A 20815-nucleotide genomic window follows, 5' to 3' on the forward strand; every position below is an offset into this window, starting at 1 on the left:
CGAATTTAACGTTTAACCTCCAGAATCTGCCGAGAAAAAAATGCCCAAAACACTTTGGCAGCGCACGAAACACGTTGCCTCAACCTATACTTGGACCTTCATAGTTGTGATGGTCCTCAATCAACTTCTATTCTTCGGCTTTTGCCTCAATCCAATTTGTTTGATCGCGGCTATGCCGCATGTTCTTGCTATCACAGTGGCGTTGGGTAGCTGGTTTAACAAAATCAATGGCTGGGGTGGTGGCGACCAAGAAGTGGAGCGATCCTCCCCTTCAACGAGGGTCGTTCCAAAGAGAGGCCCAGCAATTGGGCCCAGTTCCGAGTATTCAGATTGGCGCAGCGCTTGGTCAACATCCATTGAACCGAACAGATGGATCCCCAAAGGTGAAGCCGAGAACATTGTCCGACGCTTTCCACCATCTAAGAACGGGAGCGAAGAAGCTGAACCCACTTCGCAGTATCCGCATTTTCAGAAGGCTCTTGCAAAGGAGTTTGATGCGGCCAACGCCGCTTTTGGCAAAAAACAGAAAGAACGGTTGAGCGATTTTTTTTCGTCGATCGAGCGGAACCCGCTCACAGATGAGCAAATGGATTGCTGTATCTGCATGGACAACGCGCTTCAAATCGTTGCCGCCGCAGGATCCGGTAAAACATCAACTATCGTTGCACGTGTCGGGTATGCCCTAATGGAGGGCTTGGTCCCACCTGAGGAGATTTTGATCCTTGCGTTCAACCGATCTGTAAAGGACGAACTGGAAGCTCGTATCAAAGAACGCCTTGGTGATTTTCCAAATGTTCAACGCATTAATGTAAGGACATTCAATGCTTTCGGCCTGGAGGTAATCGGAAAGAGCACCGGGCGAAAGCCAAGGTTGGCTGACTGGGTTGAACCAGGCAAAGACGTTCAAGCCGTCTCAGAAATTGTAGAAGATCTTCGCCAACGCGATCCCCGCTTCCGGCTTGACTGGGATCTGTTCAGAACGGTCTACGGTCGCGGCATTGATGAGTGGGACAAGCTCAAGCAACCGCAAACCGACGTCATAGGTAAAGGCAGCATTCCAACTGCAGACGGGAAACTGGTTAAGAGCCAAGAAGAGCGCATGATCTGCGATTTTCTCTTCTACCACGGCGTGCCATATGAGTACGAACGAGCATACGAACACGACACTGCCACAGAAGCGCACTCCCAATACCATCCTGACTTTTATTACCCCCGCTTGCACCTCTACCACGAGCATTTTGCGCTGGACGCGCATGGCAAGGCACCGGCCCATTTTTCCGGCGACTATGTTTCGGGTGTCCTCTGGAAAAGGGAGCTACACGACGAAAAAGGAACCCAGCTATTCGAAACCACCTCGCATGGCTTGCGAAACGGTAACGACCTGGATCGGCTGAAATCCGAACTGGAAAAAAACGGTGAAGTTCTAGAGTTCGACGAGAACCGCAAACCCACCGGCCAAGAGCCAATTCCAACCAAGCAACTAGCCTCGACGATCCGTGCTTTCCAGCAGCATGTCAAAAGCAATGGACTGAGCCCGAGGGACTTGCACCAGAAGATTTCTAATCATAAGCGTGGCCACCGCGACCGGCTAACGCGCTTCATTAAGCTCTACGAAAGGGTCGCCGAGGAATGGCAGCGGCGTCTTGCCGTCGAAAACTGCATCGATTTCGATGACATGTTGCTCGATGCAATCAAGCACCTGAAAGAAGGTAAATATCAAAGCCCCTTCAACATGGTTCTTGCGGACGAGTTTCAGGATGTTTCTCAGGCTAAGTTGCGTTTACTCAAAGCCCTCATAGAAAGCGCAGGGACTTCCGCAAGCTTGTGCGTTGTTGGCGATGACTGGCAAGGGATCAACCGTTTCGCTGGTGCCGATATTTCTGTCATGACCGGTTTCGACCGAACATTCCCGAACGCCACACAGCTCACACTAAGCAAAACGTTCCGATGCCCTCAGGTTTTGTGCGAAGCATCCAGCGACTTCATCCAGAAGAATCCCATCCAAATAAGAAAGACTGTTGAAACCACCAACACTTATGAAAGAGCCGGACTTCATACATTTGCAGCGGAGACGATGAGTGGCGCTCATGAGCGCATCGAGAAAGATCTTAGGCAGCTGCATGGTGCCGCCAAAAATGGCCAGCTTGACGTTCCCAACGGCAACAAAATCACGATCATGCTCTTGGGCCGTTATCACAAGGATAAGCCCGCCAGCTTCAACAGTTGGAAGCGCGCCTATGGCGATCAACTTGAGCTCAGTTATTCTACTGCCCATGCCGCAAAAGGCCTCGAGGCTGACTATGTGATGCTTCTCAATGTCACCGAAGGCTTGATGGGTTTTCCAAGCCAAATCGTTGATGACCCTGCATTGCAGCTCGCGATGCCAGAGCCCGATGACTTTCCACTGGCTGAGGAGCGCCGCCTTTTCTATGTTGCCCTGACTCGCGCCCGCCGACAAACGCGCATCTACACATTGCAGGACAAGCCTTCGAGATTTGTCGTCGAGCTCGCCAAAGACGGGCATACCGAGATTAAAAGCGAAAAGGCTACGTTGAAGGTCTGCCCAAAATGCGGGGCTGGCACTCTGAGCCAAAAGAACGGACGATTTGGGCCGTTTGAAGCGTGCAGCGCGCATCCAGAATGTGATTATACCAAGCGACTACTTTCGGTTGGTAGAAGCAGCGCTTCATCGATGAAATCCATTCGACTAAAAGACCCCATAGCTGAAGGGGCGAAATGCCCTACATGCTATCAAGGCACCATGGTTCTCCGACTGGGGCAAAACGACGAACCTTTCCTTGGGTGCTCTTCGTTCCCTCGTTGTCGAACAACAGCACAATTCACCAAACGGCAAAACGGGAACGGAAAAAAGGGCATTAGGCATTAGTAGGCCACCCACTCATATCCGTGGTTGCCTTCGTGATCTTCCCATTCCACACCGACGCCTCGTCGCCAATTTGACGACGAACAGCGCCGTGACGGTAGAACCCATTGCGGGGCAGCAGCTGGTGTCGTGCGCTGCCAACCGAATTCGCCCTGCGTGCCGTAGGTGCCAAGGCGCATGTTGTAACTCTCAGAACAATCATCGTCGCGGCCACGTTCGCGATGGCTGTAGTGCCGCACGTCCCAAACGCGGATCGAGCGGACGAAATCGAATTCCAAGCCACTGATGTCGATATCGGCACCACCTTCGACCACCTGTGCCAGAATGAATTGGCCAAGAGTCTGACCTGATTGGTCGCTGGCCTCCCAAATCCTTGGGATCGTACTTTGAAGAGGCGCAAGCTCAGAAACGCCCATCGGGCAACGCCAGATTTGCAACGGCGGCTCAATCGGCCAGGGCGTGATCCGACGGATAAACACGGCGCGGGCATGGGCACATTCTGCTGACGCGGGCCACCCACCAGCCAGGCAAAGCAGAATGGCGCAGTCAACTTGGTAAGCTTTCACGGTCTGCGGAACCCAACTGGCCAAGACAGCCACGACCAATCCACAGAACCAGTTTTCCAACAATCTACTCACCATGCCTCACAACTCCTTTTGTCAACATAAGGATAGTATTGCAACATTCTCTCAATTTTTGCCTTCACACCATATGCGGGCAACCGCCGAGAACATCTCTCGCGCGTTTTGTGGAATATATTCCGTAGAGAGAGCCTCGTTGTATGGCCGAAGACAGGCCATGAATTTACGGGAACGAGTAGGGTTAAATGTCCGGAATATAAGAAGTTCCAGAGGATTGAGCCAAGAACAGCTAGCGTTGGCTGCCGACGTGGATCGCAGCTATATCAGCGAGATCGAACTCGCCAAGAATTCAGCATCTGTCGATGTTCTGGAGCGTATCGCGCTTGCTCTCGAAGTCGACCCACAAGAGTTATTTAACAAGAGGGGCTGATATTGCCCGAATTTACGAGTGTTCGCACAACGGCCGAAGCCATCGGCCGCATTACGTGCATCAAGACAGGCGAAGAAATCGGCCTTCTGTACCAGTGGGATAACGGTGAGACACAGGCAGCATTGTTTGAGGAAAACCAGTCCTTGAAGTCTGGTATGTCTAGGCGGTACGCGAAATCAGCCATCGAGCTGGGTCTAGATAAGGCTAAAACGGAATGAGCAAGCAGACTAGCGGGGCTCCTTAACGAAACCTGTCAGCGCTGGTAGCACGCTAAACACCACTATTCCGCGTCACCCAAAGCCAACAAAAGCAAGCAAGCCAGGATAGGCGATCCAAAAAGACTGATAAGCACCCAAATCAACTGGCTGCGGTTTCTGCGCCCTGCCATACCCGCAGGAAGTAGAACATACAGCCAAAGCACGACAAAAAGCGCAAACAGGGCGACAAGCGCTGTAAACAAGCCTTCCATTGTCAGCTGCCCGTTCTTATCGAGACCACTCGATCATTGACAAATTCCAAAGTGTCTCCTTCGAGCCCGTAGTCGCCATATTTGTAGGTCCAACGCGAGTACTTTCGGCCATCGGAAAGGTAGTATTCTTCTTCTTCGTCAGGCAACCCCCAAGCACAAGTGGCAGCCAAATCAGTCATCCCGAGCTCAACGTCACCAGTTAACGCGCTGTTAAAGTCTTTTCGTGACAATTCACCTCGGCTGAGCACCTCGGCCAAAAGCCGTTTAGCATTTCCTCGCTTTTCAGGATTCGTATCATAGGTAAAATATGATGCCGCATCACACAGATCGGATGAGTTGACCACCGACAAGTCAGCCCTCTTCCCAATCTCTTCTAATTCGCGACTATAAAACGGATCCGCACAAGCGGAGACGTTGAGCGCTACAAGCAGAAACAAGCTAGCTAGTCGAAGGTTACTCCTTAGCATTCAATCTTCCAAAACAATTCAAATCTACCGTTGATCAGTACAACCCAATACTAAATCTTGAAAGTGTATCAGTTTGTTAAAGGCAAATGGATGACCAATTTCATCGAAGACTGAACATTTTTTCGAGGCTATGTGCCTCCGGGTGCGAAGCACGCTTTGCCCATTCCACTGGCCGAGTAGCCCCGTGAAAGAAAGAGAGTTTAGCATTCTTGGCGTCACGCTCAACCAAGCTGCGTTAGCATCGACATCGGTGTTTATTCCTTGGCTTGTAAGCTCTCTAGCATGTGTACATAATCCGCGCTGACCTCGCGCGCTTGTTCGAAGACCTCTCGGCGCTGCTGATCAAGGCAACGGAAATATTGCTCAACATCAGCGAAATACGTCTCCGCGTCGCGCCTCAACAGGTCAGCATATTCCCGCACGTCGTCGGCATTGGTCGGCATCCAAGGCGGCGCAGGCGGCAGGCAAATGCCCGCGATCGCGGCAGAACCCCAGTTCAGAACGACCAAAACCGCCCGTGTTTGTTTCAAAAGCGCCATATTATCTTGGCTCAGCCACTCCGTTGCAGTAAATTTGTTTCAACGCATGAAGGGCGCAACAACTCAAATTGCACCTATTGATTGCAAGATTATAATATTGTATCGGTCCGGTAGTCCATGAGGGACTGCCGGGCTAATGCACAATTCTGCAAGGCTCGATCCTATGAATTTGATGCAAGACGCCCCCAATGTTGTCAGTGAAGACGGGCTGCGCACACTGCTTGCCGAGGGGCACTCGGCGGATGTTGTGTGCCGGGTTACGCCCAAACGTACAGGTGCTCAGTGGTCCGGGGTTTGGACCGTGCATTGCATCTCGCCTGATGGCGAGACGCGTCGCCTGCTGGTTACAGCGCGCAACAACATGGCTGCCCGAGAGTTCAAGACAATCAACGGCTTATCCAGCTTCCTTGCAGGGCTGGGCGTCTCGATCGTCTCGATCCCGATGCTCGAAGGAAAGGTTGCCTCACACAAGCTGGACGACGCGGGCTAAGCCACTTGCCATTCTGGCAGCATACATTGCTGCACCCGCCTATTCTGAAGGCTTCGTGCTCTCCATGCGCGCCGATGGCCAGCTGGAGACCAAAGCGCCCCAATCAGGTTTTGCACAAAACTATGTCGACGGGATTGGTGCGAGTTCGCCAGAGCTGATCGTTTTTGCAGCGCCTGAGACTGTAGACCCGCCTCCTGCATCCGCCCGGGCAGTTCCCCGCCCAGAAATCCTCGCAGCCCTTGAAAGCACCGCGCATCGATATGGCGGGCACCCGGCGTTGCGTCGCGCGGGTCTGTCGGTGACGGAATGGCAGGCCCTCTTCCAAGCCAATATCGAGATCGAAAGCGCCTATCGACCAACTGCGCGCAGCTCGGCGGGCGCGATCGGCCTCGGTCAGTTGATGCCCGCGACGGCCGCGCAGCTCGGCGTCGATCCGCATGACTGGCAGGCAAACCTCGACGGGTCCGCGCGTTACCTTCTGATGATGTTGGCGCAGTTTGGCACGCCCGAACTAGCGCTCGCTGCCTATAACGCGGGGCCAGACGCGGTCGCGCGCTATGGCGGCATTCCTCCTTACCAAGAAACCCAAAATCACGTGCGCCGCGTCATGGCTGTGCGTGACCGACTGACTGGAGCCTCCTGATGCACATTCAATTCCGCACGATCCTGTCGCTGGCTCTGGCCAGCTTGATGATTGCCAACCCCGCGCTTGCGCAAAGTATCGACCTCTCGCCGGTCCAGAACCTGCTGCAGGGCATTGTCGACACGATCACCGGCCCCCTGGGCATTGTCATTGGCACCTTGGCCCTGATCGGCGTGTTCCTCTCCTGGCTCTTCGGCATCCTGGATTTCCGCCAGGCCCTTTGGGTACTGGTGGCCATTGCAGGCATCGCAGCAGCACCGACCATCGTGACCGCCATCTGGGGCGCGTAAATTCAGCATGGCAACGCAAACCCGCCTCTTCCTCGGCCTGATCCGGCCGCCAAAGCTCATCGGCTTGCCGATCATGTATGCCATGGTGTGGCTCTTCGGGTTTGTGTTGCTGTTTCTCTGGGTTCAGAGCTGGCCGGTGATCATCATCGCCGCTCTGGCTTATCCCGCGCTGTGGAAAGCCGCTGACTGGGATCCGGCCTTTCTTGAGGTAATGGTCACAGCGCTGCAGGAAACGCCGCCCACCCCGAACCGCAAGATCCATTCGGGGGACAGCTATGCTCCATAACCCCTCGGATGATCTTGCGACGCTACCGGACTGGGCGCGCAAAGAGCGCCCGATGGCCAGCATGCTGCCCTATGTCAGCCTCGTGAATGACGTGACGATCCGTACGCGCGGCAATGCGCTGTTCCAGTGCATGCGCCTTGATGGCGTCAACAGCATGACCAGCGATGACGCACATTTGGAGAAGATCCGCGCGCTCTTCGCAGCGATCATCGCCCAGATCGGGCCAGAGTACAGTTTCTACGTGCACAAGGTCTCAAAAGCGATTGAGACTGCTTTGCCACCGGTTCGCGAGGAAGGGTTTGCGCAAGCGCTGGACACCCGCTGGCAGCGGGCCATGGCGCAGGCGGGCCTGCGGGACAAGACACTCACACTCACGGTGCTGAAACGCCCTCCCCTCGGCGCACGGCTGCGCCTGAAACGTGCAGACTCTCTCTCTCAGTTGAAAGACCAAACGGCCAAGCAGTTGCGCAAGCTCGAGGAAGTCGTCGGTTTTCTGCTGTCGTCTTTTGCTGAGCTGAATCCCCGCTTTCTTGGGGCCGAAAATGGCGAGCTGCTGGGTTTCCTCGGCGCGCTCAACATCGGCCAGGAACGGCCGCTCTTCGCCAAATCCCGCTTTGGCATCATTGCCGAAGATGTGGCCAACACGCGCGTCACGTTTCACGGGCGAGGCTTCACGCTCGACGATGGGACGGCGGGCAAGCGGTTTGGCACCAGCTTTGCCATAAAGACCTACCCGGCCAAGACCAACTGCACCATGTTCGATGAGCTGAACCTGCCTGTCGACATGGTGGTCACACATTCCTTCACGCCGATCAACAGCAACATCATGGCCAGCCGGATCAAGCGCCAACAGCGCCTGATGAAGGCAAGCGATGATGGCGCGATTTCCCTCGCCGAAGAACTGGTCGACGCGCTTGACGAACTGGAATCCAAGCGGCTTAGCTTCGGCGATCATCACATGACGGTCACGGCTTTCGCCGAGACCGAGGAAAAGCTGGAAGCCATCGCGGCTGAGGTACGCAATATCGCGGCCAGTGAAGGCGTAAATCTGGTGAACGAGAGCTTTGCAGCGCGGACGCATTATTTCGCGCAGCATCCGGGTAATGGGCAGATGCGCAGCCGTAAGGCCGCCATCACAAACACGAACTTTGCTGACCTCGCAGCGCTGCATCGCGGTCAACTTGGCAAACCCGGACACAAAGTGCCTTGGGGCAAACCGATCACCCTGTTTCCAACGCCTGAACGCTCGGGTTTCTTTTTCAATTACCACGAGACGGGTCAGCCAGACAAAGAACCGACCGGCGGGCATACCTTGATCCTCGGTCGTCCTGGTTCCGGCAAGTCGGTGTTGTCAGCCTTTCTCATGACCCAAGCCAGGCGCTGCGACGCGCGCATCTTTGTCTTCGACTATCGCGCTGGCATGGAAATGGCCGTGCGGGCCAATGGCGGGCGCTACAGCGCCATCAAGGCAGGTGAAGCAACCGGTCTGAACCCGCTGCGCACCGAAATCGACGGGCGCGGGCAAGCCTGGCTTTCGGATTGGCTGGCCACACTGCTTCATCGCGCTGACAAACCCCTGAGCCCGGTTCAAATCAATCGCATTCAAGAGGTGGTGCGCCAGAACGCCGGGGCGAGCGATGCCGCCCTTCGCAACTGGCAGGATCTGGCATCCCTATTTGTGGCCGGGGCGGACGAAGGCGATCTGTTCGAACGGATTCAGGAATGGACCGCAGATGGCCGCTATGGCTGGATCTTTGGCCAAAGCGCTGAGGATACCTTCTCGCTCGATGGTGATATTGTTGGGTTCGACCTGACCGGCATTCTCGATAGCGAAAGCGAGAAAGAACGCATGGCGGTCCTGTCCTATCTGTTTCGGCGGGTGGAACGCGTGATTGAAGATCGCAAGCCGACATTAATCATCATCGATGAGGCGTGGAAAGCACTCGACAATCCGTATTTCGCAGACCGGCTGAGCAACTGGCTGGTCACGGCGCGCAAACAGAACGCGGTTGTCGTGATGATGACCCAATACGCAAGCCAGCTTGAGAAAACGCGCACCGGCAAGACGATTGTTGAGGCTGTGCCCACGCAACTCCTGCTTCCCAACATCCGCGCCTCGGCCAGTGACTACACCATGCTGGGCCTTTCTGAGAAAGAGCTCAGCGTTTTGCTCGGCACAGGCAGCAACTCTCGTCTGGCGCTGGTGCGCGATGATCAGGGCTCGGTGGTGATCGACGCTGATCTGAGCGCCCTTGGCCCCTACCTCACGATCCTTGGCGGCATGGAAAAAGGCGAAGCGCTGGTCGGCGCGGATTATCGCCAGAACCCCGATTTTTGGAGACAGATTAATGCGTAGACTTTTCGTGCTGACCCTCACTCTTTTGACCCTGACAGCCTGCGCGGAATACCGGTCATCAGAAGCAGACTGCTTCAACTCCTTTGCTGAGGTCAGCCGCAGCAACTGCAATTTCGAGCTTCTTGGACCGATTGGTGGTCTCGGTGAGTAAGCACCGCCTGCATATCTTTGCGGGTTTAGTCTGTTTCGCCGCGCCATTGGCCTATGCCCAAGGCGTGCCCATATTTGATGCGGGCATGTTTTTGCAGCGCGAGCGCGTGCTGCAGCAAGGCGAACAGGATCTAGCGCTCCAGCGGGATCGGTTGACCAAAGAAGAAGAGCTTGAAGAGTTCGAGCAAGAGCAACTTCAAGCCCTGGAAGACATCCTTGATGCCGCGACGTTGGCCAGCGGGAGTTCCGGCGCGCTGGTCGCGAGTTTGGAAGCTGGATCAACACCTGAAAGCGCTGCAGAGACGCTCTATAGTTCGGTCGACCCGAACCCAGGCGCAGCCCAGATGTTCGGCGATGCCTCGGGATCGATTGAAGAGCTGATAATTCGTGCCGCGCAAGAAACGCACCACATGTCTGGCGTGCGCGCGGCGGGTCTGTCGCCCAAGCAATGGCGCTGCCTATTGCAGGCCCTGATCTGGCAAGAAAGCCGCTTCACCATCGGCGCGCGATCCCCTGTTGGCGCATTCGGCCTGACCCAGATCATGCCCGGAACGGCGCAGGATCTCGGGATTTATCCAGCCTACTATGAAAACCCCTACATCCAGGTCACAGGCGGCGCGCGGTATCTGGCGCAGATGCTGGCCATGTTTGACGGCAACATCATTCACGGGCTAGCCGCCTACAATGCCGGTCCCGGCAACGTGCAGCGCTACGGTGGCGTGCCGCCTTTTGCCGAGACCCAGCACTACATTCAGATCATTCCTGAGCGCTACAATCTCTACCTTGCCCGTGTCGGCGGCGTTGACGCACACGGCACCATCGATCCCGTCTTGCTCGCAAACTCGACCATGAGCCTCACCTCCTTCGGCGCAGGGGTCTATGGCGATTATTCCATGGTCTCGGTGCAAGCGGCCGCGCAGCGCGTTCAGGACATCATCAGGCGCATTGGCGAAACTGACGACATTCACGCGGCCATGTCGCTCAACACCTATGCGCGAGCCGAAGTCGCTCGCCTGATCGCCATCCGCACGCGCCTCAAGGCCGCCCAAACCCGCCCGCTCAGCGCCGCAGAGCTGGCCATAGCGGCCGCGCAGGCACGCGAACAAGACTTCATGCAATTCGATCTGGAGGCATTACGATGATCCGCTTTCTTACTACCGCTGCCACTTGCGCGCTGTTGGTTGCTTCACCCCTATTTGCCCAAGGTGTCCCCACGGTCGACACGCGCAACATCGCCCAGGAAATTCGCCAGCTACAGCAAATGCTGGAGGATTTCGGGATTCAGACCGACCAGCTCGACACTCTTCTCGAACAGCTCGATCTGGTGCAGCAGCAACTCGACACGCTCAACGAGACCTATGCGGCCTTGACCGGCGCGACGGACATCATTGAGATGGCCATGGGTGGCGATTTGGACGGGCTGCTTGATCAAGAATTCGGCGATCTCCTCGGCACCATCCGGCAAATCCAGAGCGGCGATTTCAGCGGCCTGATCGGCAATGCGGCCCCACAGATGGAAGGCCGCATGACGCAAGCCCTGGAAGATGCAGGCTTTGATCAAGATACCCTCTCCGACATGGCCAGCAGCGGCAATCCAGGGGCTGAGCGCATTGCCAGCCAGGCAGGCACCGGGGCGGTGATGTCAGCGGCGGCCGAAAACAGCTATGAAGAGGCCGCGCAATCACTCGAACGGGTCGATCAGCTGGTCTCGCTGATCCCCGATATGGAAACGCTCAAAGAAGCCGTCGATCACAACACCCGCGTCACTGCAGAGCTGGCGATTGCCATTACACGCATGTGGGAGCTCGAAGCCATTCAGACTGTCGGCGCAGGTCAATCCGGCGTGGTGGATGCCGCCACGCTGGCCGAAGAGCGCCGCTACATGGACTTCACCCTGCCAGAGCTTCGCGCGGACTGACCCCATGAACAGCGAGGCCGAAGTCATCGAAGAAGAGCTCGTCTACGGCGCAAGACGACGCGAGCTCATGTGGCAGAAATTGGGGCTGACAGGCATGGCGTTTGGCATGGCAGGTTGTCTCGCCGCTGCTCTTGTCGCTCTGTTCGACGTGGACCCGCCGCCCATGATCGTGCCCTTTGATAGCGAAACCGGCATGGCCCTCCCCAATGCCGTGGTTGAAGCGGTCTCACTCACGGAACGCCCCGCTATCATCGAGGCGCAGGTCTACCGCTATGTCATCGATCGAGAGACATACAATCAGCTCGACAATGATGTGCGTGTGCGGCGGGTCCTGGACCAGTCGGACAGCGCGGCAGCTGCAGGGCTGCGCGCATTATGGACCAGCGGCCACGAAGCCTATCCGCCCGACAGCTACGGCACAGATGCGCGGCTCGATGTCGAGGTTCTGTCGATCACCCATATCAGCGCCAACCGTGCCCAGGTGCGTCTGCGCAAGCGCTTGAACTCGCCGCGCGGCACTCAAAACGGGCTCTTCACCGCAACCCTGATGTTTGAGTTTCGGCCCGAGAATAGCCGGTCGATCGATGATGTCTGGCAGAACCCTTTCGGCTTCACTGTCACCGAATACGCGATCCGCTCAGATCGTCTGGAGTAACCAATGCGCCGCCTATTCCTGATCCTCGCTTTAATTGTTCCGCTTGCTGGCACCGCCTATGCCGAAACGCAGCCGCGCCAAGGCCCCTTTGATGCCCGCGTCCGGCTGGCCACCTATCAGGATGGGCAGGTCTACCGTATCCGCACCAGCCTGACCCATGTGACCAGCATTGAGTTTGGCCAGGGCGAGACCATCCGCTCGATCATTGCGGGCGACACTGAAGGGTTCCTTTTGGACGGCGTGCCCGGTGGTCAGGCCTTCGCGATCAAGCCGGTTTCGCGCGGCGCGCATACCAACATCACTGTCTACACCAACCGGCGCAGTTATTATTTTAACGTGACCGAGGCGAGCTCTCCGACGTTCTATGTTATCCGCTTCACCTATCCCGAGGCGTCCCCTCGGCAAGCGCGTGTGGCAGCGAACGCGCCAGCAAACCACGCCTATGGCGTCAGCGCGCGGTCCGAAATCACTCCGCGCGAGGTTTGGGACGACGGCATCTTCACTTACTTCCGCTTTACCGCAAACGCGCCGCTGCCTGCGATCTTTCGTTGGTCAAACGGCAATGAGCGCAGCGTGAATGCGCTCGCGCGGCCAGACGGCGTGATCCGTGTGTCAGGTGTCAGCGATCGATGGGTTCTCAGGCTCGGCGAGGACGAGATCTGCGTCCAAGAGATGAGCGAGGCAAACCACGATGAGTGAAACGGCTGAGTTTAAGAAGCGCCTCGAAGCGCTTGAAGGCAAACCACAAAACCGAAAGCTCCAACCGTCTGTTGTCACTATTGCCGTGGGAATTGTGGCAATCGCGGCTCTTGGCGGTCTCTTGCTCTTGTTCTCTGGTGGCGCTGAACCCGAAAGCCTAGGAACCGCGTCCCCGGATGAGTTCCAAGCAGCGGGACCGGGCTTTGGTGCGCTCGAGCCCACGCCTGCACCAATTGACACCACCCCGCCGCCGGAGCCGCCAGCAGACAACGAGACAGAAGAGCTGCGCACGCAAATGGACGCTTTGCGGTCCGAGCTTGAAGCCCTGCGCAACGCACCTGCACCTGAGGCTCCGGCCGTCGACACAGAGGCGCTGGACACCTTGGGCGCAGAGATCGATGCCTTGCGCAGTGAGGCCGCTGCGACGCAAACCGCCCTGCGCGAGGAGCTGGAAGAACGTGCCCGACAAATCCAGCGACTGCAGAATGATCTAGAGCTTGCGCGCCTGGAAACGCCGCGCACGCCCGCACCAACCGGCCCCACTGCCGAAGAACTGCGCGTTCAGGAACTCGAGCGGCGGCGGCAAGCAGAACTTGAGGAACTCCACGCCCGCATCGCCAGTCCTATCATCGCCTTTGGCGGTTCGGGTAACGGCAACAAAGAAACCGCAGCGCAGCAGCGGCGACTTGATGGCGATACAGACTTTGTCCGCAACGGCGCTGAACCTGCTGAGGTGACGCAAGCCCGGTTGATCGTGAACCCGTCAAACACGGTTGTTCAGGGCACGATGATCCAGGCTGTTCTGGAGACCGCAATCGACAGCTCACTCGCCGGTCAGGTCCGCGCGATGGTATCGGAAGATGTCCACGCCTATGACGGCTCGAGGATCCTGATCCCACGCGGCGCACGTCTGATCGGGCGGTATCAATCCGGTCTCGACATTGCGCAGCAACGCGTCACGATCGCCTGGGACCGGATCATTCTGCCCAGCAACCAGACCGTCGAAATCAGCGCCTTTGGTGGTGATGAACTGGGGCGGTCTGGCACGACCGGCTTTGTCGACAGCCGCTTTGGCACCCGGTTTGGGTCAGCCGCCCTGATATCGCTGATCGGAGCCTTGCCCGCCGTGGCAGCCCAGAACACCGAAGATGAGATCACTTCTGAAGTTCTGGAAGGCATTGGCGAAGACCTGCAAGACAGCGCTCAAAGCGTGATCGGCGAATACCTCTCCGTCGCGCCCGTGATCTATGTCGACCAAGGAACCCGCGTCACAGTGATGGCCGATCGTGATCTGGAGATTTTCTAACCATGGTTGCCAGCTATCTGCAAAGTTCCATGGACAAGATCCCCGAGGCGCGTGACCCCAAGCTGATCGAGCTTTGCATCAACCCTGACGGCACGCTGTGGGCGGAGTTTCAGGGTGATCACTTTATGCGGTCCGTCAATCGACAGCTCTCGCCAAACGAGATCAAGGACCTTGGCAATCAGATTGCTTCCGCCGCGAACACCACGCTCAGCCGAACGAAACCCATCGTCTCGGTCAGCATTACCTACCGCGACCGCCCCATCCGCGCGCAAGTCATCCAGCCTCCGGCAGTTGAGGGCGGTTTCGCGATTTCTTTGCGGTTCTTTGCGGAGCTGCCATTGGATCAGATCAAACTGTCTTATCTCTTCGGCAAAGAACGCAACAATGAAGGTGCGCGGCGCAAGCGCAACGCCGAGCTGCGCGATGTCGTGGCCACCGGCGACATCGATGCGGCGATCAAGTTCTGCGTCACGCACAAGCTCAACATGATCGTCTCCGGCGGCACCTCGACCGGCAAGACCGTCACGGCGCGTAAGATCCTCTCCTTTGTGCCCGCCGACGAGCGCATCATCACCATCGAAGAAGCCGCCGAACTACGTCCAACGCAGCCCAATGTCGTCACACTGATGTCTGACCGCGACGAAGCCACACGCAGCGCTGATGTCCTGCTGACCTCTACCCTGCGGATGCGGCCGGACCGTATCGTCTTGGGCGAAGTACGCGGCAAAGAGGCCATGACCTTCCTTGAGGCCATAAACACCGGCCATGGTGGCTCACTCACCACGCTCCACGCTGAAACCCCTCAGTTGGCTGTGCAGCGCCTCGCCATCGCCGCCCTGAAAACCGATGTGCCCATGACATACCAGGACATGAACGACTACATCACTCGCTCGATCGATGTGATTATCCAGGCCGGTCGCCACGAAGGCGCGCGCGGCATCACCGAATTCTACCTGCCGGTTGATCCCGCCCATTCAACGGAAACAGCCCATGTTTGAATACAAAATTGAACAGATCAACACCGCGAAAACCAAGCCAACGAAGATCGAGGCGCAGCTGACGGCCCTTGGTCAGGATGGCTGGGAACTGGTCTCAGTCGTGCCGGATTTCGACGGCGAACACATCCTGAAGGCCTTCTTGAAGCGTCGCACTGGTGAGAGCGCCTAAATCCAACCAAGGAGGATCCGATGGGCGTCGTCACCTGGATGGTAGAGACAACCGACAACTTTCTGGACGACGCGGCCCAAACCACCTTTGGCAACGTCGCTGGTCAGCTGGGTGGTGTCATTGCCGTGGCTTCGACCCTCGCGGTGATCGGCGTCTTCCTCAACATGGTGTTTCAATACAAGTCCATGGATGGGCGGACCGCTTTCTGGTTTGCCCTCAAGCTCATGCTCATCTCTCTGTTTGCCATGAACTGGATCCAATTCAATGCCGTGGCTAGCGCCCTCATCAACGGGCTCGACCAACTCGCGGGCGGCATGGTGGCAGGACTTGGCGGGGGCGGTGCAGGTGCATCCTACTTTGCCGGGGCCTTTGACGATCTTATCGAAGAGTTCGGCGACTACCTGAACGCGGCTGGTGACAACATGCATTGGATGGCCGGAGCCCTGATCGGCGCGATCGGCGCATTCCTCCTGGGCGTCATCGGCGCGCTCTGCGGCCTTGTCCTGATTTTCGCAAAGATCATGCTAGCCTTTATGATCGGCATCGCCCCAATCATGATCGCGCTGTCGCTGTTCGACGTCAGCAAGGACTATTTCCACCGCTGGCTGTCCAGCACTGTGTCCTACGCGCTCTATCCTCTCGTGATCGCGGGCGTGTTTTCCACCGTTGTCGGCATGTCACGCTCGCTCATGACCGAACTCGGTGATCCCTCTGGTGCGAGCAACATCGGCGCACTGGTGCCTTTCTTCATGATGATGTTCCTCGCAGGCGGCATGATCATCGCGACCCCGCTGATCGTGCGCTCAATCTCAGGCAACTTCATGATGGCCGGACCACCGAGCATTCCCGGTCCCGGCGGGTTCGCAAAGGGCTTGATTGGCACCAAAGGGTCACGGGCGCGGGCACGGTTTGGGACCCGATCAAATGCAGAGATTGCAGGGGCTGGGATGCGCCAGGCAGGTGGTGCGACCGTTTCACTGGTTCAGAGGGTGGCAGATCGAGCGAAACGTCTAGAATAGGTTTCCGCACTTACCCTGCAATCACAAGATCAAACTTGTAGCCATGCAGACTTCAAAGCGACTGTTGGATAAAACATAGTTATCATGCAACGTTAGCGAAATTATTGCTGCGTCGCGGAACTATCCTTCTCACGATAACAAGCGGTGCGCTGTCCATCCATTTCAAGATACCGAAGCTCTAAGATGGGTGCGTTATGCACAACCTGTCGCCAACTGAGGCATCCATACTTGGCGGGCAGTTGTTCGGGGTAACGCTTGGCAACCCATTTGCCAGCTGCAGCCACAGGTACCCACCCACCGACAGCTAACGCACCGAATGCTTCTCGCAACGCGCTCACAATGCCCGAGGCGTCCCAAATTACTTTTCCGTCGGGGGCAATTCCATTGACAAATAGCTCTTCGAATTCCTTCGACTGCAAGAATTCTGACATCGTATGCCGTATTTTGTCCATGTCTTCGGCCCATTCACGAAGTTGTCCGAAGTGATGGTCGATACGGTCGTATGCCTTGATCAATGCATCTTGCGCGGCACGACATCCATCCGGGCTCCAGAGGTCGTGTTGGTCGATAAAGTGATGAACCAAATTGTTCCTTAGAACTACCATTTCTCTCAGATCACTCTCAACGCGGACGAACTCTGCATCCGGCAAGCCAAGTGACATCTTCATGGCGAACCAATTGACGTTCTCTGGAGAACTGGTTGGCGTCATATCGGGAGGGTCGTTCTCATCGGCAACGACATACGATCCAAGAAGATCACCAACCAAGGTGCCGAGCGTCTTGCGGGCCGCTTCGTCAATCTGCGTTGCCTTTGCCCGCTCCAAGACATGAAACGGTCCTGAGACCTTGTGATGCGCCACCATGGCTTTGATCAGCCGCTCATACTGTTGTAGCCGTAACATGCATCGACCCAGCAACCGCTGAACTTCTTGCTGAAGCGACTGCAGGTCTTCGTTGCCTAACATCGTCATAGTAAAATCCGGTCTCTGGCCCCGGTCATATCAACCATATTTCGACCTTAGACGCGATGCTTTCGATCATCTTGCCCCACAAACAATCCAAAGATCTAGCGTTACCGGCGCAGAGTCCGCATCTGTTGGGGTTTTACACATTCCGATGCAGCTTCATCAAAGCAGCCATTCAATACTGTCACGGATTCAGCAAGCTATTTTTTGAGCAAATAGTTATCGTTCTGGCTCCACGCGTCATCGCAACATAAAGGTTTCGTGCATCAAGTTGATCGGCGTTCAAAACAACAGCATGATCAGCCTCCAGCCCTTTCAAAAGTAACGTCGAGCCAATAGCAGCTAAGGGGAGTTGACGCCCGACGGCGCGGTTTTCTTCGCGAATTTGAATGGCGGCCTCGCTAAAGGTCAATGCCGCGTTTGACTGAACCAAAGACAACGCACGGAGGGTTGCGCGCAAGACGCCAGGCCGATAGCAACGCGATCCGGTTTGGGCCGAACAACACGACAGGATGCTAGCCAATCCAGAAAAGGTAGGCGCTTTTTCAACTTCTAGAGCAAGTAACTCTAGCTCGCTCGGACCCGTTCTCGCCTTACCGCTTTTAATGGCTTTCATGCGGCTTTGGACTCCCTCGGAACCAATGTTGGTAATTAGGCTCTCAGCAAGATCTAACGTCTCGCGGACTGAATACCCATCAGACAAATCTAGACCATTTGCAAACGTGGTGAGATCTTTGAGATCAACTGGTTCAACTGTGACAATACCGGGAACATTTTTCGCAACCCTATATCGGCTTGCTGCTGACATGCTGTCGCCAATTACTAGCGAGGTTTCGTTCTTTGCTTTGTGAGCACATCGGGCCGCAGCAACAAGTTTTGAATGATCATTGTCGCCATCCAATTTGACCCATTTGACTGATTTGGGGGCTGCCGCCAAATCAACGGCACCGCCTGTAAGCAGTGCTTTTCGCACAGACAAGAGCCACTGCCCAAGCTCTTCGTTTCCGGCATTTCGCCACCTCCAGGGGGTATCTAGCTCAGAAATTATTGGGAAATGTTTTACAACATGCTTATCCCAATCAGCCAGCGGGTCATTCCCAAAACCGAATATTGCTTGCATCGGATCCGCCAAGACGCAACAGGGCAAATGTTTCGCAGCATAAAACATGATGCCGTGCTGATTGTGAGAGCAGTCCTGATACTCATCAACCAAGATGCGCGAATAGCTTGCTTGTAGCACATCAGTTATGTGGTTTGCCTTAAGAAGGCTCCACGCGGCCTTCCTGATCTTTAGATAGTTGGGTTTTTTAGGGTTTGCGCCCCCATCATATCCTGAACGCTCGGGGAACGTCGAAACCAACCTTATCGACCAACCATCAATCGTCGCCAGCTTGTAACCACCAGTTGGTAGCTTCTCCTTAGCTAGTCTCTGCCGCAGGGCTGCCACCCCAGCGTTCGTGTGGGTCAAGACCAAAATAGGTTTGTCGGATTGGTTATTGCGAAGCGCCTCTACAATGAGCTGTGTCTTTCCGCACCCAGCGGGGGCGATAACCATCCCACGCTCGATAGTTAGCAGATCAACATCAGCCATCGATGGCCCCTGACCACTTGAGAATTTCGCTTAGTAGATCCGGCAACTCGGAGTGAACACAGTTATCTAAATCTGGACCGATAATTGAATAGGCAGCCTCCTCCATGTGGGAAATTCGCTTGAACCAAGAACCGCTACCGGCAGCTGCCGCCAACTGCCTGCGTTTCTCTTCGGTTATTTCATTGAACCAGTTGCTGAGATCGATCGGTCCTTCGCATGCGGTCCGTAAATGATCTAATATCCGCTGCTCTCCATGAAGTTCTTTCGCGTATGACCATAACTGCAAGACTGCTTCATCGCTAACGCAATCAAAGAGTTCAGCCTCGATTGCCCAGCCTTCCGTCCACTTGAAGACCTTCCCACCCACGCCAACAAAATCTCTCTCATCCTTTTCCTTGGGTTGGACGTCATCATCCCGCAAGGTAGCTACATTATATCCCAACTTCAGGAAAGACATCGCAGATCGGTAGATTTTGCTTACGCCACCAGCATCGACCAAAACGCCACCTGCTGCGGCAAATGTCGAGTGCCCGCCCTCTGCCAGATAACGGTCAATACCACGAACCAGTCCGACTTCGGTTGCCCCCTCACAAACCAGCACGTTAGTCCCTAGAAAGGCCTCAGACGCGATGCGAAGCGTACCTTGAATTGCGTCATCAACGCCCGCTTGAACAACTGAATGCTCATCTCCACGTCTAATAACGTAGAGCTGCGGCCCGCTCAGCTCACGTAAAACAACGGGCGAATGGGTCGTCATAAATATCTGAAATAACGTTGCTTCGGTCTTAGAACCCAGCTCCAAAAGAAATTTCGAAATTCGATGTGGCTCTAACCCGATTTCCACCTCATCGACCAGCGCAATCGACGCCGTCTCGGCAACCCGATTTTGCAGTCCAGCGACGAGCAGGCGACTTGATCCAAGGCCCAACTTTCTGAGCGGGACACCTTCTGAACTATGCAGCGAAATAGTGCTTCCTGAAAAATTCACAGAGTGTGCGTCCAGCATCGCTCGAACTGTATCCCCAACATCAACGCCAAGGGCTTGAGCCGCACCTGAGATGATGCCTAACGTATCTTTCAACTGGTCTCCTGCGGTGTCACCAAAGCTATTCCGAGCTTGCCGCGCTGCGTCAGCCAGTGCCGCAGATGCATCAGCTTTTTCCTCCGTTAGTGCGTTTAAGATTGAGCCGCGTTGCCATCCGAGATGTTGATTTGCAAAAACGCCTATACGGTTGGGCGCAATGTTAACCCTGTCGCCCCATGTCAGGCCTCTGGATAGGCCTTGAGCTTCCGCACGGTCAGATTTCAAATGCCATTGTGGCTCTAGGTCGTCACCAATTGTTAGCTGAACCGTAAGGACCGTCTCCGAACCCTCTGAGGGTTCATCTTCAAGGTTTCCCTCCTTGTCGAGCCCCAACAAAAAGGGGCCATACGTATCAAGCGTTTTCAGTCCATCCTGCAAGTCACCGATAGTTGCTCGAACGATAATTTCGTTGTCCACTGACATATTGTAAAAGTCTGCATCCGTGACAGGGAGGTTGCGCCGAGCTCCCAAACACCAATCAATTGCGTCCAAGACTGTGGATTTACCGCTGTCACCGGGACCGACCAGACAGTTCATATTAGGGGAGGGAAACCAAACCAGTTTCTGGATGCTTCTAAAATTGTATACTTCTAATTTTCGGATACGAGCCATTTAAAGTTCCTAATTAAGGTCAATGAGCACCAAACGCTTAGGGTTTCGATCGATTGTCAAGAGCACACGAATTCAATCACTTAACTTTAGGTTGTGCACAATGAAAGAACAAGCTCACACGTTTCAATAGCGTTGAGAGAACCTTGCATCGAATGATGCTCAAGGCAGAATTCGATTTCGCGCAGCCGAGGTCTTCCTCCCTATTTGCAAGTGA

The 20815-nt window shown here is 55.7% G+C and carries 22 protein-coding genes; 16 read left to right on the forward strand and 6 right to left on the reverse strand.

Features of this window, described 5'->3' with window-relative positions; all coding sequences use genetic code 11:
- Nucleotides 1–40 precede the first annotated feature (40 nt).
- Nucleotides 41–2887 (forward strand): UvrD-helicase domain-containing protein, encoded by a 2847-nt coding sequence (locus tag AC2FJF_RS05700; RefSeq protein WP_496723699.1) that lies wholly within the window; start codon nucleotides 41–43, stop codon nucleotides 2885–2887.
- Here AC2FJF_RS05700 and AC2FJF_RS05705 read toward each other — a convergent pair.
- On the reverse strand, nucleotides 2884–3525 hold the full coding sequence (locus AC2FJF_RS05705) for a hypothetical protein (RefSeq protein ID WP_496723701.1): 642 nt from the start codon (nucleotides 3523–3525) through the stop codon (nucleotides 2884–2886). The genes AC2FJF_RS05700 and AC2FJF_RS05705 overlap by 4 nt on opposite strands.
- Nucleotides 3526–3682: 157 nt before the next feature.
- Here AC2FJF_RS05705 and AC2FJF_RS05710 point away from each other — a divergent pair, with 157 nt between their 5' ends.
- The gene (locus AC2FJF_RS05710; protein ID WP_496723703.1) at nucleotides 3683–3895 is read left to right on the forward strand and encodes a helix-turn-helix domain-containing protein; all 213 of its coding nucleotides are present in this window, start codon (nucleotides 3683–3685) and stop codon (nucleotides 3893–3895) included.
- Between the two features lie 471 nt (nucleotides 3896–4366).
- On the opposite strand, the gene AC2FJF_RS05715 is transcribed toward AC2FJF_RS05710, so the two are convergent.
- Together AC2FJF_RS05715 and AC2FJF_RS05720 are read right to left on the reverse strand one after the other, a co-directional pair.
- On the reverse strand, nucleotides 4367–4801 hold the full coding sequence (locus AC2FJF_RS05715) for a hypothetical protein (RefSeq protein WP_496723705.1): 435 nt from the start codon (nucleotides 4799–4801) through the stop codon (nucleotides 4367–4369).
- A gap of 284 nt (nucleotides 4802–5085) precedes the next feature.
- Entirely contained in the window at nucleotides 5086–5370 is a 285-nt protein-coding gene (locus tag AC2FJF_RS05720; protein ID WP_496723707.1) for a hypothetical protein, read from the reverse strand.
- A 163-nt stretch (nucleotides 5371–5533) separates the two neighbouring features.
- Here AC2FJF_RS05720 and AC2FJF_RS05725 point away from each other — a divergent pair, with 163 nt between their 5' ends.
- From AC2FJF_RS05725 to AC2FJF_RS05790, 14 genes are all read left to right on the forward strand, one after another.
- Nucleotides 5534–5860 carry a hypothetical protein gene (locus tag AC2FJF_RS05725; protein WP_496723709.1) on the forward strand — a complete coding sequence of 109 codons (327 nt, stop codon included), beginning with the start codon at nucleotides 5534–5536 and terminating at the stop codon, nucleotides 5858–5860.
- Nucleotides 5861–5924: 64 nt separating this feature from the next.
- Nucleotides 5925–6503 carry a lytic transglycosylase domain-containing protein gene (locus AC2FJF_RS05730; protein ID WP_496723877.1) on the forward strand — a complete coding sequence of 193 codons (579 nt, stop codon included), beginning with the start codon at nucleotides 5925–5927 and terminating at the stop codon, nucleotides 6501–6503.
- Nucleotides 6503–6793, forward strand: coding sequence for a TrbC/VirB2 family type IV secretion system protein (locus AC2FJF_RS05735; protein ID WP_114885057.1), 291 nt, complete (start codon nucleotides 6503–6505; stop codon nucleotides 6791–6793). Before AC2FJF_RS05730 ends, AC2FJF_RS05735 begins: the two co-directional genes overlap by 1 nt.
- A gap of 7 nt (nucleotides 6794–6800) precedes the next feature.
- Nucleotides 6801–7079, forward strand: a complete 279-nt coding sequence (locus AC2FJF_RS05740; RefSeq protein ID WP_024096577.1) for a VirB3 family type IV secretion system protein — start codon at nucleotides 6801–6803, stop codon at nucleotides 7077–7079.
- Nucleotides 7069–9435, forward strand: a complete 2367-nt coding sequence (locus AC2FJF_RS05745) for a VirB4 family type IV secretion/conjugal transfer ATPase (protein ID WP_496723712.1) — start codon at nucleotides 7069–7071, stop codon at nucleotides 9433–9435. The genes AC2FJF_RS05740 and AC2FJF_RS05745 overlap by 11 nt, the downstream gene beginning before the upstream one ends.
- Entirely contained in the window at nucleotides 9428–9586 is a 159-nt protein-coding gene (locus AC2FJF_RS05750) for a hypothetical protein (RefSeq protein WP_496723714.1), read from the forward strand. Before AC2FJF_RS05745 ends, AC2FJF_RS05750 begins: the two co-directional genes overlap by 8 nt.
- A complete protein-coding gene (locus AC2FJF_RS05755; protein ID WP_496723716.1) occupies nucleotides 9579–10727 on the forward strand; it encodes a lytic transglycosylase domain-containing protein in 1149 nt (382 codons plus the stop codon). The genes AC2FJF_RS05750 and AC2FJF_RS05755 overlap by 8 nt, the downstream gene beginning before the upstream one ends.
- Complete coding sequence (locus AC2FJF_RS05760) at nucleotides 10724–11503, forward strand: type IV secretion system protein (protein ID WP_496723718.1); 780 nt, start codon at nucleotides 10724–10726, stop codon at nucleotides 11501–11503. Before AC2FJF_RS05755 ends, AC2FJF_RS05760 begins: the two co-directional genes overlap by 4 nt.
- 4 nt (nucleotides 11504–11507) lie before the next feature.
- Nucleotides 11508–12158 (forward strand): VirB8 family type IV secretion system protein, encoded by a 651-nt coding sequence (locus AC2FJF_RS05765; protein WP_496723720.1) that lies wholly within the window; start codon nucleotides 11508–11510, stop codon nucleotides 12156–12158.
- Nucleotides 12159–12161: 3 nt separating this feature from the next.
- The gene (locus AC2FJF_RS05770) at nucleotides 12162–12857 is read left to right on the forward strand and encodes a TrbG/VirB9 family P-type conjugative transfer protein (protein ID WP_496723722.1); all 696 of its coding nucleotides are present in this window, start codon (nucleotides 12162–12164) and stop codon (nucleotides 12855–12857) included.
- Nucleotides 12850–14163, forward strand: a complete 1314-nt coding sequence (locus AC2FJF_RS05775; protein ID WP_496723724.1) for a TraB/TrbI/VirB10 family type IV secretion system protein — start codon at nucleotides 12850–12852, stop codon at nucleotides 14161–14163. The genes AC2FJF_RS05770 and AC2FJF_RS05775 overlap by 8 nt, the downstream gene beginning before the upstream one ends.
- A gap of 2 nt (nucleotides 14164–14165) precedes the next feature.
- Entirely contained in the window at nucleotides 14166–15161 is a 996-nt protein-coding gene (locus AC2FJF_RS05780) for an ATPase, T2SS/T4P/T4SS family (protein WP_496723726.1), read from the forward strand.
- Nucleotides 15154–15330: a DUF4177 domain-containing protein gene (locus AC2FJF_RS05785; RefSeq protein ID WP_496723728.1), complete on the forward strand. Its 177-nt coding sequence runs from the start codon at nucleotides 15154–15156 to the stop codon at nucleotides 15328–15330. Before AC2FJF_RS05780 ends, AC2FJF_RS05785 begins: the two co-directional genes overlap by 8 nt.
- 20 nt (nucleotides 15331–15350) lie before the next feature.
- Nucleotides 15351–16349 carry a TrbL/VirB6 family protein gene (locus AC2FJF_RS05790; protein WP_496723730.1) on the forward strand — a complete coding sequence of 333 codons (999 nt, stop codon included), beginning with the start codon at nucleotides 15351–15353 and terminating at the stop codon, nucleotides 16347–16349.
- A gap of 101 nt (nucleotides 16350–16450) precedes the next feature.
- Here AC2FJF_RS05790 and AC2FJF_RS05795 read toward each other — a convergent pair whose 3' ends face one another.
- The 3 genes from AC2FJF_RS05795 to AC2FJF_RS05805 form a co-directional block, all read right to left on the reverse strand.
- The gene (locus tag AC2FJF_RS05795) at nucleotides 16451–17320 is read right to left on the reverse strand and encodes an OST-HTH/LOTUS domain-containing protein (RefSeq protein ID WP_496723732.1); all 870 of its coding nucleotides are present in this window, start codon (nucleotides 17318–17320) and stop codon (nucleotides 16451–16453) included.
- A 178-nt stretch (nucleotides 17321–17498) separates the two neighbouring features.
- Nucleotides 17499–18905, reverse strand: coding sequence for a UvrD-helicase domain-containing protein (locus AC2FJF_RS05800; RefSeq protein WP_496723734.1), 1407 nt, complete (start codon nucleotides 18903–18905; stop codon nucleotides 17499–17501).
- On the reverse strand, nucleotides 18898–20601 hold the full coding sequence (locus AC2FJF_RS05805; RefSeq protein WP_496723735.1) for an ATP-dependent nuclease: 1704 nt from the start codon (nucleotides 20599–20601) through the stop codon (nucleotides 18898–18900). Before AC2FJF_RS05805 ends, AC2FJF_RS05800 begins: the two co-directional genes overlap by 8 nt.
- Nucleotides 20602–20815 lie beyond the last annotated feature (214 nt).

The organism is Ruegeria sp. CDSB013 (assembly GCF_059611165.1).

What these genes read in the sequence shown, in the direction of transcription:
- AC2FJF_RS05700 (WP_496723699.1), top strand. Translation starts at nt 41, where the DNA reads ATGCCCAAAACACTTTGGCAGCGCACGAAACACGTTGCCTCAACCTAT.
- AC2FJF_RS05705 (WP_496723701.1), bottom strand. Translation starts at nt 3,525, where the DNA reads ATGGTGAGTAGATTGTTGGAAAACTGGTTCTGTGGATTGGTCGTGGCT.
- AC2FJF_RS05710 (WP_496723703.1), top strand. Translation starts at nt 3,683, where the DNA reads ATGAATTTACGGGAACGAGTAGGGTTAAATGTCCGGAATATAAGAAGT.
- AC2FJF_RS05720 (WP_496723707.1), bottom strand. Translation starts at nt 5,370, where the DNA reads ATGGCGCTTTTGAAACAAACACGGGCGGTTTTGGTCGTTCTGAACTGG.
- AC2FJF_RS05725 (WP_496723709.1), top strand. Translation starts at nt 5,534, where the DNA reads ATGAATTTGATGCAAGACGCCCCCAATGTTGTCAGTGAAGACGGGCTG.
- AC2FJF_RS05730 (WP_496723877.1), top strand. Translation starts at nt 5,925, where the DNA reads ATGCGCGCCGATGGCCAGCTGGAGACCAAAGCGCCCCAATCAGGTTTT.
- AC2FJF_RS05735 (WP_114885057.1), top strand. Translation starts at nt 6,503, where the DNA reads ATGCACATTCAATTCCGCACGATCCTGTCGCTGGCTCTGGCCAGCTTG.
- AC2FJF_RS05740 (WP_024096577.1), top strand. Translation starts at nt 6,801, where the DNA reads ATGGCAACGCAAACCCGCCTCTTCCTCGGCCTGATCCGGCCGCCAAAG.
- AC2FJF_RS05745 (WP_496723712.1), top strand. Translation starts at nt 7,069, where the DNA reads ATGCTCCATAACCCCTCGGATGATCTTGCGACGCTACCGGACTGGGCG.
- AC2FJF_RS05750 (WP_496723714.1), top strand. Translation starts at nt 9,428, where the DNA reads ATGCGTAGACTTTTCGTGCTGACCCTCACTCTTTTGACCCTGACAGCC.
- AC2FJF_RS05760 (WP_496723718.1), top strand. Translation starts at nt 10,724, where the DNA reads ATGATCCGCTTTCTTACTACCGCTGCCACTTGCGCGCTGTTGGTTGCT.
- AC2FJF_RS05765 (WP_496723720.1), top strand. Translation starts at nt 11,508, where the DNA reads ATGAACAGCGAGGCCGAAGTCATCGAAGAAGAGCTCGTCTACGGCGCA.
- AC2FJF_RS05770 (WP_496723722.1), top strand. Translation starts at nt 12,162, where the DNA reads ATGCGCCGCCTATTCCTGATCCTCGCTTTAATTGTTCCGCTTGCTGGC.
- AC2FJF_RS05775 (WP_496723724.1), top strand. Translation starts at nt 12,850, where the DNA reads ATGAGTGAAACGGCTGAGTTTAAGAAGCGCCTCGAAGCGCTTGAAGGC.
- AC2FJF_RS05780 (WP_496723726.1), top strand. Translation starts at nt 14,166, where the DNA reads ATGGTTGCCAGCTATCTGCAAAGTTCCATGGACAAGATCCCCGAGGCG.
- AC2FJF_RS05785 (WP_496723728.1), top strand. Translation starts at nt 15,154, where the DNA reads ATGTTTGAATACAAAATTGAACAGATCAACACCGCGAAAACCAAGCCA.
- AC2FJF_RS05790 (WP_496723730.1), top strand. Translation starts at nt 15,351, where the DNA reads ATGGGCGTCGTCACCTGGATGGTAGAGACAACCGACAACTTTCTGGAC.
- AC2FJF_RS05795 (WP_496723732.1), bottom strand. Translation starts at nt 17,320, where the DNA reads ATGACGATGTTAGGCAACGAAGACCTGCAGTCGCTTCAGCAAGAAGTT.
- AC2FJF_RS05800 (WP_496723734.1), bottom strand. Translation starts at nt 18,905, where the DNA reads ATGGCTGATGTTGATCTGCTAACTATCGAGCGTGGGATGGTTATCGCC.
- AC2FJF_RS05805 (WP_496723735.1), bottom strand. Translation starts at nt 20,601, where the DNA reads ATGGCTCGTATCCGAAAATTAGAAGTATACAATTTTAGAAGCATCCAG.